This window comes from Collinsella sp. CLA-ER-H2, from assembly GCF_040092405.1.
In the GTDB taxonomy this organism is placed as follows: Bacteria; Actinomycetota; Coriobacteriia; order Coriobacteriales; family Coriobacteriaceae; genus Collinsella.
Genome location: NZ_JBBNLO010000010.1, coordinates 37,623 through 55,849 on the forward strand (window position 1 = coordinate 37,623; position 18,227 = coordinate 55,849).

Annotated in this window: 11 protein-coding genes; 9 read left to right on the forward strand and 2 right to left on the reverse strand. The window is 61.1% G+C overall.

Annotated elements, in window-relative coordinates; translation table 11 throughout:
* Positions 1 to 106 precede the first annotated feature (106 nt).
* From AAAX59_RS04350 to AAAX59_RS04385, 8 genes are all read left to right on the forward strand, one after another.
* Complete coding sequence (locus tag AAAX59_RS04350; RefSeq protein WP_349070809.1) at positions 107 to 1,384, forward strand: ammonium transporter; 1,278 nt, start codon at positions 107 to 109, stop codon at positions 1,382 to 1,384.
* Positions 1,385 to 1,596: 212 nt separating this feature from the next.
* Positions 1,597 to 1,935 carry a P-II family nitrogen regulator gene (locus AAAX59_RS04355; RefSeq protein ID WP_117629936.1) on the forward strand — a complete coding sequence of 113 codons (339 nt, stop codon included), beginning with the start codon at positions 1,597 to 1,599 and terminating at the stop codon, positions 1,933 to 1,935.
* A 74-nt stretch (positions 1,936 to 2,009) separates the two neighbouring features.
* A complete protein-coding gene (locus tag AAAX59_RS04360) occupies positions 2,010 to 2,672 on the forward strand; it encodes a helix-turn-helix domain-containing protein (protein WP_349070811.1) in 663 nt (220 codons plus the stop codon).
* Between the two features lie 108 nt (positions 2,673 to 2,780).
* Positions 2,781 to 4,043, forward strand: coding sequence for an MFS transporter (locus AAAX59_RS04365; protein ID WP_349070812.1), 1,263 nt, complete (start codon positions 2,781 to 2,783; stop codon positions 4,041 to 4,043).
* A gap of 115 nt (positions 4,044 to 4,158) precedes the next feature.
* Positions 4,159 to 5,016, forward strand: a complete 858-nt coding sequence (locus AAAX59_RS04370; protein WP_349070813.1) for an HAD family hydrolase — start codon at positions 4,159 to 4,161, stop codon at positions 5,014 to 5,016.
* A gap of 121 nt (positions 5,017 to 5,137) precedes the next feature.
* Complete coding sequence (locus tag AAAX59_RS04375; RefSeq protein ID WP_349070814.1) at positions 5,138 to 5,848, forward strand: TetR-like C-terminal domain-containing protein; 711 nt, start codon at positions 5,138 to 5,140, stop codon at positions 5,846 to 5,848.
* A gap of 12 nt (positions 5,849 to 5,860) precedes the next feature.
* On the forward strand, positions 5,861 to 10,666 hold the full coding sequence (locus tag AAAX59_RS04380; RefSeq protein ID WP_349070816.1) for an acyl-CoA dehydratase activase-related protein: 4,806 nt from the start codon (positions 5,861 to 5,863) through the stop codon (positions 10,664 to 10,666).
* Between the two features lie 85 nt (positions 10,667 to 10,751).
* Positions 10,752 to 11,261, forward strand: a complete 510-nt coding sequence (locus AAAX59_RS04385; protein WP_349070817.1) for an aryl-sulfate sulfotransferase — start codon at positions 10,752 to 10,754, stop codon at positions 11,259 to 11,261.
* Positions 11,262 to 11,275: 14 nt separating this feature from the next.
* On the opposite strand, the gene AAAX59_RS04390 is transcribed toward AAAX59_RS04385, so the two are convergent.
* On the reverse strand, positions 11,276 to 12,415 hold the full coding sequence (locus AAAX59_RS04390; protein WP_349070818.1) for a DUF389 domain-containing protein: 1,140 nt from the start codon (positions 12,413 to 12,415) through the stop codon (positions 11,276 to 11,278).
* A gap of 307 nt (positions 12,416 to 12,722) precedes the next feature.
* Between AAAX59_RS04390 and AAAX59_RS04395 the strand changes: the two genes are divergently transcribed.
* On the forward strand, positions 12,723 to 16,178 hold the full coding sequence (locus AAAX59_RS04395) for a CAP domain-containing protein (protein WP_349070820.1): 3,456 nt from the start codon (positions 12,723 to 12,725) through the stop codon (positions 16,176 to 16,178).
* A gap of 201 nt (positions 16,179 to 16,379) precedes the next feature.
* Here AAAX59_RS04395 and AAAX59_RS04400 read toward each other — a convergent pair whose 3' ends face one another.
* Positions 16,380 to 18,083 carry an OPT/YSL family transporter gene (locus AAAX59_RS04400; RefSeq protein ID WP_349070821.1) on the reverse strand — a complete coding sequence of 568 codons (1,704 nt, stop codon included), beginning with the start codon at positions 18,081 to 18,083 and terminating at the stop codon, positions 16,380 to 16,382.
* Positions 18,084 to 18,227: the final 144 nt, after the last annotated feature.

Below are 18,227 nucleotides of genomic sequence, written 5' to 3' on the forward strand. Positions count from 1 at the left end.
TCCATTCGACAACGCTGCGTTTAACAACGCCGTATCTGGTCTACACCAGTTGTCCCTCAGCCGCATTATGGGCGCCGACAACGTTCATGCGACCAAGGGAGAGCGAATGTACGATACGGGTTCGACAACGTTTATGCTCATCTGCACCATGCTCGTGTTTTTAATGACACCGGGTCTGGCGTTTTTCTATGGCGGCCTGTCCAGGCGCAAAAATGTCATTAACACCATGCTCATGTGCTTTGGCGCTATTGGGCTGGTTGGTGTGCTGTGGATTGTTGCCGGCTGGTCGCTGGCCTACGGCGGCGACGGTTCCAGCCCGTTTATTGGGGGCCTTGACCAGCTGCTGTGCATGCCGGTACTCAACCAGGTGCTTCATGCGGCCGAGGGCAATGCTGCGGACGGTGTCGTCTACCCTCAGATCATCAACATCGCCTTTCAGATGGCGTTTGCCATGATCACGGCAGCTATCGTCACGGGCAGCCTGGCCGGCCGCGTTAAGTTTGGTGCCATGGCGGCCTTCCTGGGCATTTGGCTGCTCGTGGTCTATGCGCCGCTTGCCCACATGGTTTGGGGCGGCGAGGGCTCCTTTATCGGCGACATCATCGGCGCGCTCGACTTTGCCGGCGGCGACGTGGTGCACATCTCGTCCGGTCTGACGGGTCTGATTCTCTGCTTAATGCTCGGCCGTCGTCGCGGCTTTGGCATGGTGAGCTACCGTCCGCATAACGTGCCGTTTGTGGCGCTGGGAGCCGGCCTGCTTTGGTTTGGCTGGTTTGGCTTTAACGGCGGCAGCGAGTTCAAGGCCGACGCTGTGGCGGCGCTCGCCATCCTCAACACCGTGACGGCTAGCGCGGCGGGCATGGTCTCGTGGCTTGCCGTCGAGCGCGTGCACACCGGTCGCCCCACGCTGGTGGGTGCCAGTACCGGTTTGGTTGCGGGCCTTGTGGTGGTCACGCCCGGCGCAGGCTTTGTCGAGCCGTGGGCGGCGCTGGTCATGGGCCTGATCGTCTCGCCCGTCTGCTACTTGGCCATCAGCCATCTCAAGACCAAGTTCGGCTACGACGATGCACTCGATGCGTTTGGCTGCCACGGCATCGGCGGCATCTTGGGCGGCGTGCTTACGGGCCTGTTCTGCGTGCCGGAGCTCTCGTGGACCGGTAAGGGTGGCCTGTTCTACACGGGCGACGTGTCGCTGCTCGTCTCGCAGATTTTGGGCATTGTGGTGACGGTCGCTATTGTACTGGTGCTCGACTTGGTGGTCGCCGCGGTGGTCAAGGCGCTGTTCCACGGCAGCCTGCGCGTGGACGAGGCCGACGAGGCGCTGGGCTTGGATGCGAGTCAACACGGCGAGAGCGCTTATCCTTCGTTCTCCGGACTCGATTAGCAGCTTCCCCAAGCACCGCACCTTGCCGTTCAATCGTCGCTCACGTACTTAAGTACGCTTCGCTCCTCTTTCACGGCAATCTGCGGCACTTGGGAAACCTGCTAAGACCAGTCAGTTGAACTTATTGATCTCTGAGGTTGGTTTGCGGCACCTGGAAAACCCGTGCCATGTGAAGGACAATTCATTTCTTTTATTGAAGAGAGGAATTCATTATGAAGAAGATTACGGCGATCGTTCGTGCCGAGAAGCTTGAGGTTCTTAAAGACGCGCTGTTTGCTGCTGATGTTCGCGGCATGACTATCAACCAGGTGCAGGGCTGCGGCGCACAGCACGGCTGGAAGGAATACGTGCGCGGCAACGAACTGCTCGTCAATACCATCCCCAAGGTGCAGTTCACCCTCATCTGCGCTGATGAGCACGTTGACGGAATTGTCGACATCATCTGCAATGCCGCCCGCACCGGTGCCGTTGGAGACGGCAAGATTTGGGTCGAGCCGGTCGAAGAAGTCATCCGCATTCGCACCGGCGAACACGGTCCGGCCGCGGTGTAGAATCGACCGTCTGCCATCCGCAACGTTAAAATGCTGCAATGAGGCACAAGACTTGCGTTGCGGATGGGCGGATTATGGGTCGCAATAAATATCCCGAGGAGACGGTCGCGAAGATTCTCGACGCGGCGCTGAAGCTATTCTGCACACAGGGTTATGAGGGGACGAGCATTCAAGATATCGTCGACCGCCTCGATGGCATGACCAAGGGTGCCGTCTATCATCACTTTAAGAGCAAAGAGGAGATTTTCAACGCCGCATTTGATCGGGCGATGACTCCGATTGTTGAGCACCGCCGCTCGATGCTTGGCGTCGGTAATATGACCGGCGCCCAAAAGCTAAAAAGGCTTTACGCTCCTGAGTCCGTTGTTCCGCAAATTGAGCTATGGGCACGTATGCGTCCTGCAGCAGATCCGGTAAAAAGCTCGCGTCTTCTGGCGATGCAGTACCAGGGCTCGTTTAACGAGTCTGCCGATGGCTATCTCTTGCCGGTGATCGAGGAGGGCATCGCCGACGGATCCATTGCGTGCGAATGTCCGCGTGAAGCGGCGGAGGCCGTATCGTTGTTGGCGAATCTTTGGCTGCTGCCGCTGTTCCGTCCGCTTGAACCCAAGGATCGAATGCTCGCTCGCGCTCAATGTTTGGCGCAGATGGCTGCCGCGGTGGGACTCGATTTGGGGGAAGAAGTGCTCCAGACAACGGCGCAGATTTGGGACGTATGGGACCGCGCCGGGTGGTAAGGTGGTAATATAGATACCAACGGTATGTAATAGATTTGAACGGGCAGCACCGGCTGCCCTTTTCAAGTCGATAAATACATACTAGCGGTATGTATAGGGAGCGGACTTATGGCTGGGCTGAGAGACGTCGGCGTCTCGTTGAAATCAAAAACAGTGCGGTCAATCAGGCTCGCGGAACTTCTGGTTGCGCAACTGTGCACGTATTCGATGCTGTCGGCGCTGTGCTTTGCGTATCCACTTTACTTGTTCGATTGCAGTGGATCGTCAACGTTATATGGCGTCGTCGTGGCGATAGCGTTCATACCCGGCGTACTCGCAGCTCCGATTGGCGGAATCTTGGCGGATAGGGGAAGACATCGCGAGGTCCTCGTGGCCCTCGGCATTGCTCTGATGACTGCATCACTGCTGTCTATCCCCATGAAGCGCTCGTTGCCTCTTGCGATCGTCGTAGTAGCGATACTTTGTGTTCAATATGGCGTTCAATCGCTGCTAAAGCCAATGCTCCAAATTGAGACGGTGCGCATGGCGGGTGAAAAGAAGGTTGAGCGGGCCACTGCATTGGTTTCGCAGGTGACCATGGTGAGCAATATCTTGGGTCCTGTGGTCGGGACGGCAGTCTATGGGTGCTTTGGCATCGATGCTCTTTGCACAACCGCGTCGGTGGCGTTTGCGGTGTCGACTCTGCTGTTTGGGCGTGCACTCAGGCAAAATGCCTCATCTGAAACGATGGGAGACGACGCGACTCGTATGACATACCGAAACAATTTTCGGGAGTCGATTCGGTATCTGTTGCAAAATGCATCATTGGCCGCTGTGATTTTGCTTGCGGCCGTTTTGAACCTTGCGTTGGTTGGGCTAACGATTGGCGCCCCCATTATTGTTACAAAGCATCTCGGCATGCAATCGTCCTGCGTTGGGATAGTTGAGGTTGCTCTGGGCTTGGGTGGTCTTACCGGCAGTGGCTTGGTCGGCATTTGGCCGCATCGCTTTTCTCTCAATGGTATATGTCGATATGTTGCGATGATCTGTTTTGGAGTCGTACCGATTACTGTTTCGCTGCTGTTCGGCGCAGATGTCTGCGTGTTCACCGTGTTTGCGGTTGGTTCGGCATGGGTCATGGTGTGGGCAAGCATTGCGTCGGTTGAAATCATCGCGTTTGTTCAGCGGGCAGCGCCGACTGAGCTCTGCGGAAAAGTGCTTTCGGTCGTTTACGTGGTCCTTTCCTGCGCAACACCTATCGGCCAATTGACGTACGGGGTTGCATATGATCGATGGACACCGGCGATTGTGTTCGCAGGCATGCTGGCGGTGCTGACGTTGACGACGGCGCTGTTTTATCGGCTGAAAAGTCGCTTGTGGCGATTGTCTTAACGCGCTGGGGCACCGTGAATTTGTGGAGGCGGTGGTACGCCGCGCCGGGACGACATTGTTTGGGCGTGCCTCTCCTTCGTCTACAATATCGTGCAGACGAAGGAGAGGCATGCCCATGATCAAGATGTTCGCGAGTGACTTAGACGGAACGCTGCTTAACGCCCTGCATGAGGCAGATGGGACCATCCGCCGTGCCATTCGCGAGCTGACCGAGGCTGGCTTGCATGTGGTTCCTGCGACCGGGCGCTCGACGTTGCCGATCGGCGAGCATGGTTTTACGGGCCTGGCGCTTGACGCCTGTTGCTCCAATGGATCCATCGTGCGCGACAGCCATGGAGAGGTGCTCAAGACCTGGACCATCGACCCGCAGGTTACCGAGGAGCTGCTCAAGGCGTTCCCGGACATTTGTTTTGATTGCTCCACGCCCGATGGCATGTTCTCGAGCGGTTCGTTCGAGATGCATCAAGCGGGCTTTAAAAAGGACAGCCCCGTCAAGCGTATTGTGATGCGCGGCATGCGTGCGCGTGGCGGTTATCACGAGGAACAGTATTTCGACCAGTCGATCGGTGACATCCTGCGTCACGATGTATGCAAGATCAATTGTCGCGTGACCTCGCCCGAGCTTGAGCGCGACCTTAAGGCGTACCTTGCCGAGCGCTCGGACCGCGTGGTCAACGCGCCGTTCGATCCGGTGATGTTCGAGATCACGGACGTGGCGTGCAACAAGGGCGAGAGTGTGGCCTGGCTAGCGGGCTACTACGGTATTGCCGAGGACGAGGTCGCGGTCTACGGCGACGGCGGCAACGACATCGCCATGCTCAAGCGTTTCCGCCACAGCTATGCGACCAAGAATGGCAGTGACGCGGCCAAGGCCGCCGCGAGCGCGACCATCGGCAACTGCATGGTCCACGCCGTCCCCAAACACATGCTCGCCACCATGCGCAAGCAAAACTCCCGCACCGTCATCGAATAATGTGGCAAAGGGACAGTCCCTTTGCCACAATCCAAATATTGCCTTTACGTGTTGATACACACGGTGTGCAATAATACTCGCACTGTGCAATAGCGCACAGGCTGAGTAACAAGGAGGACGCTTGTCCCAGCTCGAGAAATGCGATCGCCGGTCCCTTCGCTCGCAGCGTGCCCTTCGCCAGGCGCTTGCCAGCGAACTTGCCGAAAGCGGTGATCTTTCGCGCATTAATGTCGCGTCGCTCACCGAGCGCGCTGGCCTTACGCGCCGCACGTTCTATTCGCACTACCGCGATATCCCCGACTTTATCAATCAAATCGAGGACGGTTTGCTGGCCGAGATCCGTGAGCGTATTGAGCTCATCACCGCAGCTCAGCTGCCTGATCTCTATCACAACATCGATGAGCTCGAGCCGGCGCCCGGTTCGGTTGAGCTGCTGCGTTATCTTGCGGCCAACCGTGACTTAATCGGTGCGCTGCTAGGTCCGGGCGGCGACCAGGCCTTCATTAAAAAGATTATCGACACCGCGCGTGAGGCCGTGGTCCCGCGTGCGCAGACCGGTATTTTGGGCCTGGCGCTGGGCACGTTCTTTGAGTACTACGTCACCTACGTCGTGAGCGCCGAGGTCGGTTTGCTCCAGCGCTGGTTTGAGCGTGGGCTCACCGAATCGCCCGAGGCCATGGCGCGCATTATGACGGTGCTCGCTTTTGTGCGCCCTGGTGACCTGTATGGACAACCCATCGATATCAACGTGCCGGAATACGGCATGAAGCTATTGAACTTGCAGCTCGAGGACGCGGCCGACACCGCCGCAGCCGTCGAGTCCAACAACTAAGAGGAGAGACAGATGAGTAAACTCGTCGAGGGCATTAAGGACCGCATGGTCGCTGCCGCACGCGAGGCCGCGCCCGCCGTGGTGGATGCCGCGCAGAAGGCGGCGACCGCTGCTGCCGAGAAAGTTGCCGAGGCAGTCGCCGAGGCAAAGAGCGCGGCGGGGGAGGCGTCCGTCGCTGGCGAGACTGCCAACACGGCCGCACCGGCCACCGTCGCCGAGCCCGTAACCGCCACCGCCGCCCACGCCCCCGAAGGCGCGATCTTCAACCCCGAGAACGCTCGTGGCAACCTGCACCTGGGCATCGACGTGGGCTCCACCACCGTTAAGCTCGCCGTGCTCAACGACGACAACCAGATCGTCTACGCCAAGTACCAGCGCCACCACACCGACGTCCGTGCCTGCGCCCGCGACCTGTTCGAGGGTGCCGCGACCGTGCTGCCGACGGCCCAGATGACCTGCGCCATTACCGGCTCGGGCGGTCTGCTGCTTTCCCAATGGCTCGACCTGGAGTTTGTCCAGGAAGTCATCGCCAGCAAGCGCGCCGTCGAGACCCTCATCCCGGCCACCGATGTCGCCATCGAGTTGGGCGGCGAGGACGCCAAGATCATCTACTTCGATAACGGCATCGAGCAGCGCATGAACGGCACCTGCGCCGGCGGCACGGGCGCGTTCATCGACCAGATGGCAACCCTGCTCCACACCGATGCCGGCGGCCTCAACGAGCTCGCGGCCAACGCCACCACCATCTATCCCATCGCCAGCCGCTGCGGCGTTTTTGCCAAGACCGACGTGCAGCCGCTGCTCAATGAGGGCGCCCGCCCCGAGGACGTGGCCGCCTCCATCTTCCAGGCGGTCGTGACCCAGACCATCTCGGGTCTGGCGTGCGGCCGTCCCATCCGCGGCAACGTCGCCTTCCTGGGCGGCCCGCTGCAGTATCTCTCCGAGCTGCGTCACCGCTTCTACCTCACGCTCAACCTGGACGAGGAGCACCGCATTGTGCCCCAAAACGCCCACCTGTTTGTGGCAAGCGGCGCCGCCATGGCGCACGAGTCCAACAAGCTCAGCACGTTCCCGCAGCTCATCGAGGCCATCGACAGCTTGGGCGACACGCAGGGTGCCGAGGTCGAGCGTCTAGATCCGCTCTTTGCCACCGACGAGGACTTTGCCGAGTTCAAGGGTCGCCACGACACCGAGGTCGTCCCCAAGGGCAAGCTCGACGGCTACACCGGCCGCGTGTTCATTGGCATCGACGCCGGCTCTACCACCATGAAGGCCGCGCTCGTGGGCGAGGATGGCCAGCTGCTGCACACCTGGTACGGCAACAACAACGGCGACATCCTGGGCACGGCCAAGGTCATCATGGCCGATTTCTACAACCACATCCCCGCGGGCTGCACCATCGGCCACGTGACCACCACGGGCTACGGCGAGGCGCTGCTCATCGAGGCCCTCAAGGCTGACTCCGGCGAGATCGAGACCGTCGCGCACCTGCGCGGCGCCAAGGCATTCCTGCCCGGCGTCGAGTTTATTCTGGACATCGGCGGCCAGGACATGAAGTGTCTGCGCGTCAAGGACGGCGTGATCGAGCACATCATGCTCAACGAGGCCTGCTCGTCGGGCTGCGGCAGCTTTATCGAGAGTTTCGCCGTGTCTATGAACATGGACGTGCGCGCGTTTGCCGATGCCGCCATTCATGCCAAGGCCCCCGTCGACCTGGGCAGCCGCTGCACGGTCTTTATGAACTCGCGCGTCAAGCAGGCGCAAAAGGAAGGCGCCACGGTGGGCGACATCGCGGCCGGCCTGTCTTATTCCGTCATCAAGAATGCCCTGTTCAAGGTCATTAAGCTGCGCGACCCCAAGGAGATCGGCAATCAGGTGATCGTCCAAGGCGGCACCTTTATGTCCGACGCCACGCTGCGTGCGTTTGAGCAGCTCACCGGTGTTCACGCCGTGCGCCCCGACATCGCCGGCTGTATGGGCGCCTACGGTGCGGCCCTGCTCGCCCGCGATCGCGCCGGCGCCGACGGCACCTCGACCATCCTTTCGGCCGAGGACATCGCGCACCTCACCGTGGCGCAAAAGCACGTCCGCTGCGGACGTTGCTCCAACAACTGCCAGCTTACCGTCAACGATTTTGGCGGCGGCAGGCGCTTCATTACCGGCAACCGCTGCGAGAAGGGCGCCGGCCACAAAAAGCAAAAGACCGAGGCCCCCAACCTCTTCAAAAAGAAAAACGAGCTGCTGTTTAACCGCGAGGTGCTGAGCCCCGACGAGGCCCCGCGCGGCACCGTCGGCATCCCCCGCGCACTCAACATGTACGAGAACTACCCCTTCTGGCACGCGTTCTTTACGCGTCTGGGCTTTAGCGTGCAACTGTCCGACCAGTCGAGCAAAAAGACCTACCAGGCGGGTATCGAGTCCATGCCGTCCGAGAGCGTGTGCTATCCGGCAAAGATGAGCCACGGCCACGTGATGAACCTTATCGACCGTGACGTCGACTTCATCTGGATGCCGTGCGTGCGCTGGGAGCGCAAAGAGGATCCGACGGCCGGTAACTGCTACAACTGCCCCATCGTCATGAGCTACCCCACGGCGCTGGCGCTCAACATTGATGAGATCCGCGAGCAGAACATCGAGTTCCTGTACCCGTTTGTGCCCTATCACGACAAGACCGAGCTCAAGCGCCGTCTGTATCAGGTGCTCGCCGTCGACCGCGTGGCCGATGCCGAGGCTGGTCGTGGTCGCGTGCGTGGACCCAAGATCACGCGCTCCGAGGTCGATGCCGCCGTCAACGCTGCCTTTGAGGCCGATGCGCGTTTCCACGAGGACATCCAGACCATGGGCGAGGAGGCTCTTAAGTGGGTCGAGGACCACGGTGGTCACGGCATCGTGCTCGCCGGCCGCCCCTACCATAACGACCCCGAGATCAACCATGCCCTGCCCGAGCTTATCTCGAGCTTTGGCTTTGCGGTCTTTACCGAGGATTCGCTCGCGCATCTGGTAAAGCCCGAGCGTCCGATTCGCGTCGTCGACCAGTGGATGTACCACAGCCGCCTGTACGCCGTCGCCCGTTTTGTGACGATGCGCAACGACCTGGACCTGATCCAGCTCAACTCTTTCGGCTGCGGTCTGGACGCCCTGACCACCGACCAGGTGCAGGAGATTCTGGAAGCCAGCGGCAAGATCTACACCGTGCTCAAGATTGACGAGGTGTCCAACCTGGGCGCCGCGCGCATCCGCATCCGCTCGCTCATGGCCGCGCTCAAGGACCAGGAGGCCGAGCGCTTGGCCGAGGCCACGGCCGCGGGCGAGGCCTACGAGCAGGGCGATGCCGCGCCGGTGGCGCCCTCCACGGATGCTCCCGCGTTCGCGAGCCGCAAGTACACGTTTGAGGCTCAGCGCGAGAGTGCTTCGACCGCGTGGCCCAAGGTGCCCTTTACCGAGCAGATGCGCGACGAGGGCTACACCATCCTGTGCCCGCAGATGGCGCCGATCCACTTTGACCTGGTCAAAGAGGTGTTTCGCGGTGCCGGCTACAACTTGGAGCTGCTGCCCTCGACCGATCACGATGCCGTCGAGGCCGGTCTGCGCTATGTGAACAATGACATTTGCTACCCGTCGATTCTGGTAACGGGTCAGATTATGGAGGCCATCGAGAGCGGTCGGTACGACCTCTCCAAGACGGCCGTGGTTATCAGCCAGACCGGCGGCGGCTGCCGTGCCACAAACTACATCGCACTCATCCGCAAGGCCCTGCGCGAGAGCGGCCACCCCGAGATCCCGGTGATCTCGCTTTCTGCCGTGGCGCTCGGCGAGGACAACCCCGGCTTTAAGATTACGCCGGCGCTGCTTAAGCAGGCCGTGTACGCGGTGCTCTTTGGCGACGTGATGATGCAGATGCTCTACCGCTGCCGCCCGTACGAGGCTACGCCCGGTGCGGCGAACGCGCTCTACGAGGAGTACATGGCGCGCGCCCGCAAGCTGGCGCCTAAGTTCAACAGGCACAACTACACCAAGCTGTGCCGCGAGGCCATTCGCGCGTTCGACACCATGCCGCTCGTGGGCGAGGGCACCAAGCCGCGCGTGGGCGTGGTCGGCGAGATTCTGGTCAAGTTCCATCCCACGGCCAACAACCACGTGGTCGACGTTATCGAGCGCGAGGGCTGCGAGGCCGTGGTGCCGGGTCTGCTCGACTTCTTCCTGTACTCCATGAGTAACGCCGAGCTGCAGAAGGACGAGCTGGGAAGCTCTGCTACCACGCGCGCTGGTATGCAGGCGCTCATCAAGCTCGTGGACTGGATGCGCACGCCGGTGGAAGAGATGCTCGAAAAGTCCCGCCGCTTTGAGGCGCCCGAGCGCATCGGCACCATGGCCGATAAGGCCCGCACGGTGCTTTCGGTGTGCAACAACATGGGCGAGGGCTGGTTGCTCACGGCCGAGATGCTCGACCTGATCGATCACGGTGCGCCCAACATCATCTGCACGCAGCCCTTCGCGTGCCTGCCCAACCATGTGGTGGGCAAGGCCGTGATCAAGGAGCTGCGCCGCCAGCACCCCGAGAGCAACATTGTCGCGGTGGACTACGACCCTGGCGCGTCCGAGGTCAACCAGCTCAACCGTATTAAGCTCATGATCAGCGTTGCCAAGGAAAACATGCGCGCCGGCAAGGGCTTTAAGCTCGAGAAGGTGGCGCCGCTCGCGATGGACGAGGTCACCGGCCAGATGCGCGCCCACGATGGCTGCGTGAGCTGCGGGCCGGCCAGCGAGGAAGCCGTTGCATCGGTCGCCAAGTGTCTGGGACGTGGCATTAAGAAGTAACTGGCCTGCTTTGGGCTAGATATGAGGCAAGCGGGTGGTAGCCGTACCGGTTACCACCCGCTTTTGCTGGACATATGTTGCGCAAATGACCTTGCTACAGCCTTCCGTGGGCTCGCCAGAGTTTTGGGCCGGTTCGGGCTTTGAAGACAAGTTGCTGCAGGCCCAAGGCGATTTTTCGCTCAACGCAGGCCAGCACAGTGTGACCTATCTGCCGAGCTCCGATACGGCGGCAACCGCTCGCTACCAGGTGCTACTGTACGACAACAACTTTGGTGCGGCAGAAAGCTATCCCAAGTTCGACTGGGGTCAGCTGGGCGCCGCGGTGGTGACCGACTATAGCAAGGGAACGCATTCGTTTGGGCGAATCTTTACGGTGGACGTGACCGCGCGCACCTACGAGCTTGTGGACCAGATCGCAGTGCCGTTCTCGAGCTACGTAAGTAGTGCACAGCGCGTCGGCGATTCGAATAGTATGCTCGTGGCATCGGGCCAGGCCAAGACCTTTACTGAGTACGATCGCTATGGACTGCCCATCGCCACCTACGAGATGGAAACCGAGAAGTACATCTACCGCGTGTACAAGTACGAGCTGTAGGGCCGCGCTCCGCATCACTTTACGTCAAATTCCACGCGATCGAGTTCGGGCACGTTGAGGTCAATGAGCTTGCGGGCGACGTGACGGTCGTGCGCCCCAAGCGTCTCGCTTGTCGTCACGTGAGCGACAACCTCGCGCTCGACCATGCCCTCTTCCTCGCCTTCGGTAGCCGAGGTCTCGACGGCGACGGTGTAATCCTTAAAGCCCGGCAGCACCGCGGCAAGCTCGCGTGTGGTCTCGGTGACGCCGTAGCCGTCCTGCACGCCGGCCTGCGCCGAGCCAATGGAGCCAGCCGTCATAACGATGCAGGGGATGGCAAAGATCAGCGTGCCCACAATGATGCGGCGGCGCACCTTGTGCGATAACTCGTCGACCTCGGCATCTTCTTCAGCAGTCACAATACCGTCGCCGTTCAGGTCGCGCTTGAGCGGCACGCGCAAAAGAAGCAGCACGGCTTCGGCAGCCAGTGCGATAAAGACCACGTTGATGCCAAACTCGTAAAGCGCCGAGAGAAACAGCGGCCCGCTTGCGATGGCGATGCCATAGCCCGCCGCGCACAGGGGCGGCATGAGCGCGGTCGCCACGGCCACGCCGGCGATGAGCGTGGCGGGTTCCTGGTCGCGCGAATTGCCCAGGCCACCCGCAAAGCCGCCCGCGAGCGCGACGGCAAGATCCCACACGGTGGGCGTCGAGTTGTCGATAATGGCGGCCGTGGTGGTGCCGAGGGGCGAGAGCTTGAAGTACAACGTGGATGTGACTAGGCAAAAGGCCATTTGCAGCGCAAGGCTGGCGACAGCTTCGACGGTAATCTCGCGGTCGAGCGTGGCGATGCCGTATGCCATGGCAAGGACCGAGCCCATGAGCGGGCAGATGAGCATGGCGCCTACAATGGCGATATCCGAGTCGATATCGAGGCCGATGCTCGCGATCAACATGGCAATAATCAGGATGCATAAGTGCGAGCCAGTCAGGCGCGCCCCGTTTACAAAACGCTTGCGAATCACGTGATAGGGCGCGCGTCCCTCGCGAATGTTGAACGCGCGCTTGAGGAAGCGGGTGACGTTTTCCATGGCTTCGCTATGAGCAGGGCGGATGCCGTGGCGCCGGTGATGGTGTTCGCGTAGTCGCTTAATCTGTTGTTTGTCGAGTTCCATGTCCACCTCGTTCCAGCGCGGTCCGCGCAACGCGCCCGTTGTCCTAACTCTACACCGTGGCAGGCGAGGTGTCTGTTGGATGCGGAATCCGATAGGGCGGATGACGCGGGAGCAAATGCAAATCACAGGCTCAATTCGATCCCGCAAGAAATATGATGCGCCAGCTCCTACATATGTGACGAAATTGTGAAGCACGAGAGCGTGAATTTCAAAAATCCTCCGGTGACCAATGTTGCGCAACAGAATTCAAAAATCAGCTCCTACATTTTGAAGCGTATGGATACATCCGTGTCAAAGGGAGAAAGCCATGGCAAACTACAGTCCACAACACTTTGAGCCTCGGGCCAAGGCCGTCAACGTCAAGGGCGTTGCCAACCGCGCCGTCGCAACCGTTTTGACGGCGGGCCTCATCGCTCAGCCGCTCATGTCGCCGCTGGCGGCAATCGCCGCACCGTCAACCGATAACAGCGATTCTGTTCAGGGGGGGGGTAGTTCTGTAGAGAACACCGTTGCCGCCGGTAACCAAGCGGTCGTAAAGACGGCTGCCCAGCTGGCCGAGGAGTCGGCAAAGCAGCTCAAGGACGCTCAGGCCGCCTACGATGCCGCCCAGAAGAAGGCCGACGCGGCGGGCCAGTCTCAAAAGCAGGCGCAGCAGCAAAAGAATCAGGCCTCGCAGGCTGTGAGCGACAACGAAATCGAGCAGAACGCAGCAGGAGTCGCCGCGCTCCAGGAGAAGATTGACGAGCTCAAAGCCACCGTCGAAAAGACCGAACAGCAGCAGAAGAAGCTGGGCGACCTGAACGATCAGCTCGATCAGGCCAACAAGAGTGTCGAGGATAAGACCCAGGCGCTCAAGGACGCCAAGGCAAAGCAGGATGAGGCCAAGAAGGCCCTCGATGATGCCCAGGCCAAGCTCGAGGCCATGGGTATGGACGAGTACGAGGCCGCCAAGAAGGCCGTCGAGGACGCGCAGGCAAAGCTCGATGACGCCAATAAGGCCGTTACTACTGCACAGGCCAATCTGGACCAGGCCAAGGCTGCCGAGGCCAGCGCCCAGCAGGAAAAGAAGGACACTGAGGCCGCTCTGACTTCCGCTCAGGCCAAGAAGCAGGAGACTGCCGCTGCTCTCGCCGCTGCGACCACCGCGCGCGATAACGCCCAGCAGAAGTTCAACCAGGCGCAGGCCGCGCTCGATGCTGCCGTCTCGGGTACGGGTGTTGACCTGAGTGCGCTTGAGGCCGCCAAGAAAGCTGCTGCTGGTGAGCTCAAGACCGCGCAGACGGAGCTCAATGCCGCGACGGATGCCGACGCCACCGCACAGACAAATCTGCAGGCCGCCCAGGCTGCCGTCGCTGCCGCGCAGGAGAAGGCCAACGCCGCCAACGCTGCTGTGGCATCTGCCCAGTCTGCATACGATGCGGCAAACAAGGAGTACAAGGACGCGGCCAGTAAGCGTGACGCCGCCAAGGCCGCATACGAGAAGGCACAGCAGACCGAAGCAGACAAGAAGACCGCGTACGATAAGCTTGTCGAAGTTCGCAAGCAGAAGCGCAGCGAGTGGGAGGCAGCCTGCGCCGCTTCGAACGCCGCGGAAAAGGCTTATGACGCTGCTAATGCCCAGGTTGAGGCTCTTGAGCAGCAGATTGCAGACCTAAAGTCCAACATGACCGTTGACCAGGAAGTCATCAGTCAGGGTATGTTCGGCTTCATGAACTACATCATCGGCGGCAGCCAGTTCACAGCCACGCAGAAAAAGAACGCCCAGGAAGCCGTATCGATGCTGACCGGTGCCGCTGACAAGGCCGAATGGTATGACCAGTACGTCGATCATGACATGTCTCGTGACACCAACCCGCTCTCCCTGAAGCAGATGCGCAACGCCTTGACATATCTCGACACCCAGAACAACCTCCGCAAGGCGAACGGTCAGTCGGCGCTCAGCGTCAGCCTCCGCATGACTGTGGCAGCCGCCCTTAATGCATCATATTCATCGAACATCTGGGGACACTCGAACTGCTATTTCGATCAAGGTGAGAATCTTGCAGGCGGCGGCGGGGCATACACCGGAGGCGAGACCGAGGATACGCTTGGCTGGCCATATACCGGTCTCTACACCCAGGAGAAAAAGGCGTTCGATAAGTACGTCGAGCAGTATGGTGACGCACTTGGAAGCCATCGATATGATTCCTACTATATCTACCAGCACCATTACAGCATCTACCATGAGTGCGGGCACTATCTCAACATCATCGATGCCGGTGCGAAGGCTATCGGCATCGCAACCGGTAGCGGTAAGAAAAGCGATTCCGAGGTAACCGTTTTCGACTATAGCGGAAGCACGGGACAGATGGATTTCACTGTCTCCGAGTTCAAGAAGCTCGTGAACGACTACATCGACTCTGCCTACAACGCAGGCGGCACGCAGGCGCAGAAGGCGCAGCTCAAGGAGCTTCAGGGCAAGCTCGCCGAGGCGCAGAAGAACTTTGGAACTACTAGGGAAGCTTACTTCGCAGCTGTAAACGGGCAGGATGCCGCCCAGGACGCTTTCACCGCAGCAGATGTGAACATGAACACCGCCAAGGGTGAGTACGAGAAGGCTAAGTCCGGAACCGCCACCGCGAAGACGGCATACGACGCCGCCGAAGCCAAACTCAAGGGCATCGACGTCAAGACGCCTCAGGCCAAGCTCGATGCCGCCAAGAGCAAGGCCGCTACTGCCCAGGCGGCCCTCGACAAGGCAAACGCCGCGCTTGCTGACAGCAAGAAGAAGGCGGCCGATGCCGCTGCTCACAAGGCGAAGGCTCGCAGCGCCCGCGATGCCGCCAAGGCAAAGTCCGACAAGGCCAACGAGGCGTATGACAACGCCACTGCTTCGGTCAAGGATCTCACTGCCAAGCGTGACGCCGCTAGGGCGGACCTTGCGAACAAGCAGGGCACGCTAGGCGAGGCCAAGAAGGCCGACGGTGCTGCCCAAGCTGGCGTTGACAAGGCTCAGGCCGCAGACGCGCACGCCGCGACCGCTCTTTCGGACGCCAAGCAGGCAGTTGCCGCCAAGACGCAGGCCCTGTCCGACGCACAGGCGAAGGCCAAGGCCGCCGAGGGCGAGCTGGCCGGCGCAAACAAGGCCTTCGAGCGCTTCGCCGGCGCCCAGAAGGCGGTCGACGACGCCAAGGCCGCCTATGACGCTGCCGTCGCCGGTGTCGCCGATGCCCAGAAGCAGCTCGAGGCCGCCAACGAAGCCGTCGTCGATGCGAACCTCGAGATCGTCAAGGCCAAGGCCGAGCTTGCCAACGACGAGGCACTCAAGGCCGATCTTGAGGCTGTCGACCACAAGGCATCCCTTGCCGCGGGCACGACGGGCAACGAGAAGCTGGTCAAGCTGAACGCAGCCTACGCTCGCTATAAGGCCGCCGTTGATGCCGCTGCTGGTCTCAAGGCTGCTCTGAGCGATGCCGATGCCAAGCTGTCCGATGCCAACGACGTCTATGCCGCCGCGCTTGCCGAGCTTGGCGATGCCAAGGATGCCCTGGCTGCCGCGCAGGCCGAGTACGACAAGTATCATCCCAAGGCTGAGCCGCAGGCCAAGGCTCAGGTTGCGCAGGCTGCTGCAAAGGCTCCTGTCGCCAAGAAGAAGGCAACGTCGGCCGCGCTCGCCCAGACCGGTGATGACTCCGCGCTTGCGGGCGAGGTCTTCGTCATCGGCGGTATTACACTCGTGGCTGCGGGTGTGACGCTGGGCGATCGTCGCCGCAAGCAGATGTAGCGTTTCGAGCGTAGATTCTGCAACGAACTTCGGTTCACAGCAGGAACGCTTCGATAGCTTAACCGATAAGGCCGGCGCGCTGTTAAACGCAGTGCGCCGGCCTCTCTTTGCGTTGGTATCAAAAAGCCCGGTCGATAGCCGCGAAAGCTACCGACCGGGCAAATCGTAGGCAATATGGTTGCTGTCGAGCAGCTGCTCAGCTTATCCCAGCAGGCTCAGGCCAACAGAGACAAACGCCAGGATAACGCCGACGATAGACTCGCCACCGAGCAGGCCGCTGGCGACAACCAGGCCCTGCTCCTGGAAGGCGGCATCCTTGGCGGCCTTTTCCTCGTCCGAAAGACCGGCCTCGGCGTCGCGGTGAGCGGCCCACTTGTCGTAGGCGAGCTTAACGCAGGAGCCCAGGAAAGCCGTGAGCGACATGTAGAACGGCAGGTACACGCCCAGGCCGATCATCATGGCCGGAATGCCGAGCCAGTACATGACGATGCCGGCGATAAAGCCGCCCGCAAACCACGGCACGCTCGGGATGCCCGAGACCATGGTGGCGACGACGCTTGCCTGCGCGGCCACAAAGCTCTTGTCGGGGCCAAAGGCGTCCGGGCCATAGGCGGTGACGAGTGCGACCATGACGGCGGCGGCAACAAGGGCGCCCACGATGCCGCCGATGGCCTGGCCGATCCACTGCGCGCGCGGGTTGGTGCCCAGCACGGCGCCGGCCTTAAAGTCGTTCATGACGTCGCCCGCAAGGCCGCACGCCACGGCCACGATGCCGGCGATAAAGAACAGCTTGACCTGGGCGATCTGAGCGCAGGCCGCCACGATGAGCATGACGATGAGGCCAAAGATCTCCATGGGGTCGATGCCCGTCTGGCCGCAGCTCTGCGCACTCATGATGGTGGTGACAAAGGTGAACAGCGTGACGATGACGGCCGGAACGGGGCCAAGGTCGAGCACGATGGCGATGATCACGGCGATGGCGGCAGCGCCCAGGTCGATGATGCCAGCGTCGAGCTTAAGGGAGCCCGAGATGAGCGACTGCTCGTCGGTGTCGGTGGAGCTGTCGGCGGCGAGGCCACGGACGATACCGGCGACCTGCGGCAGGATGTCTTTAAGGACGACGGCGACGCCAAAGCCCATCATAAGGCCCATACCCAGGGACTTGACGATGCCCTGTGCGGTCATAACGTCGAACAGACCGGCAGCGGTGCCGCCCACGATGATGCCAAAGTTGCCCAGCAGCGCGCCAGCAAACCAGAAGGCGACCGGGGCGAAGCCCACGAGGAAGCCGACGGAGAGCAGCATGGGCGAGTTGTAGATGCCAAAGGTCACGCCGGGGATGTTGAGCGTACACAGCATGCTGGGCACCACGCCTAGGGCGTCGCGCAGCACACTATAGATGCCGGCGAGGGCCATGGAGCCAAAGAGCTGCTTGCCGGTCTTGCCGCCGGCCTCGGTCGCACGCAGGGTCTGAGCTGCGGCGTTGCCGGTGGGGAACTCAAGCGCGGCATCCACGATAAAGTGACGGTGGATGAGTGCCGTGGCCAGCAGGCCCAGGATGGTGCCGGCGAGTGCCACGATGAACATGTCGAGCCAGCTGATCTGGTCGGCATAGCCCAGCATCCAGGCGCCTGGGATGGTAAACGCCAGACCGCCGGCGACCATGGCGCCCGCGGACATGATGGTGTGGGTGACGTTGGCCTCGTTGAGGCTGGCGTTGCCCATGAGCTTAAGGAAGAGCAGCGAGATGACGGCAGCGAAGACGATCGGCCAGGGGAGTGCGCCCATCTTGAGCGCCGTGTAGGCCGAGCTTGCCGTGATAATCACGCAGCCAAGGACGCCGATGACGACGCCGCGCAGCGTGAGTTGCCCGCGCATCGAGGCGCGGTTCGAGGGATTGCTCATATATAACTCCTTTGCGTATATCCGCTTCCCCCGGGAGCGCCGCTACGTATACGGCGCGGGAAGTCGGGTTACCAAGGGCCGCCGCGTGAGCTCGCAAACGACCGCGCACCAGTATAGCGGCATCGCCCGCCCTGCGCTCCGCCA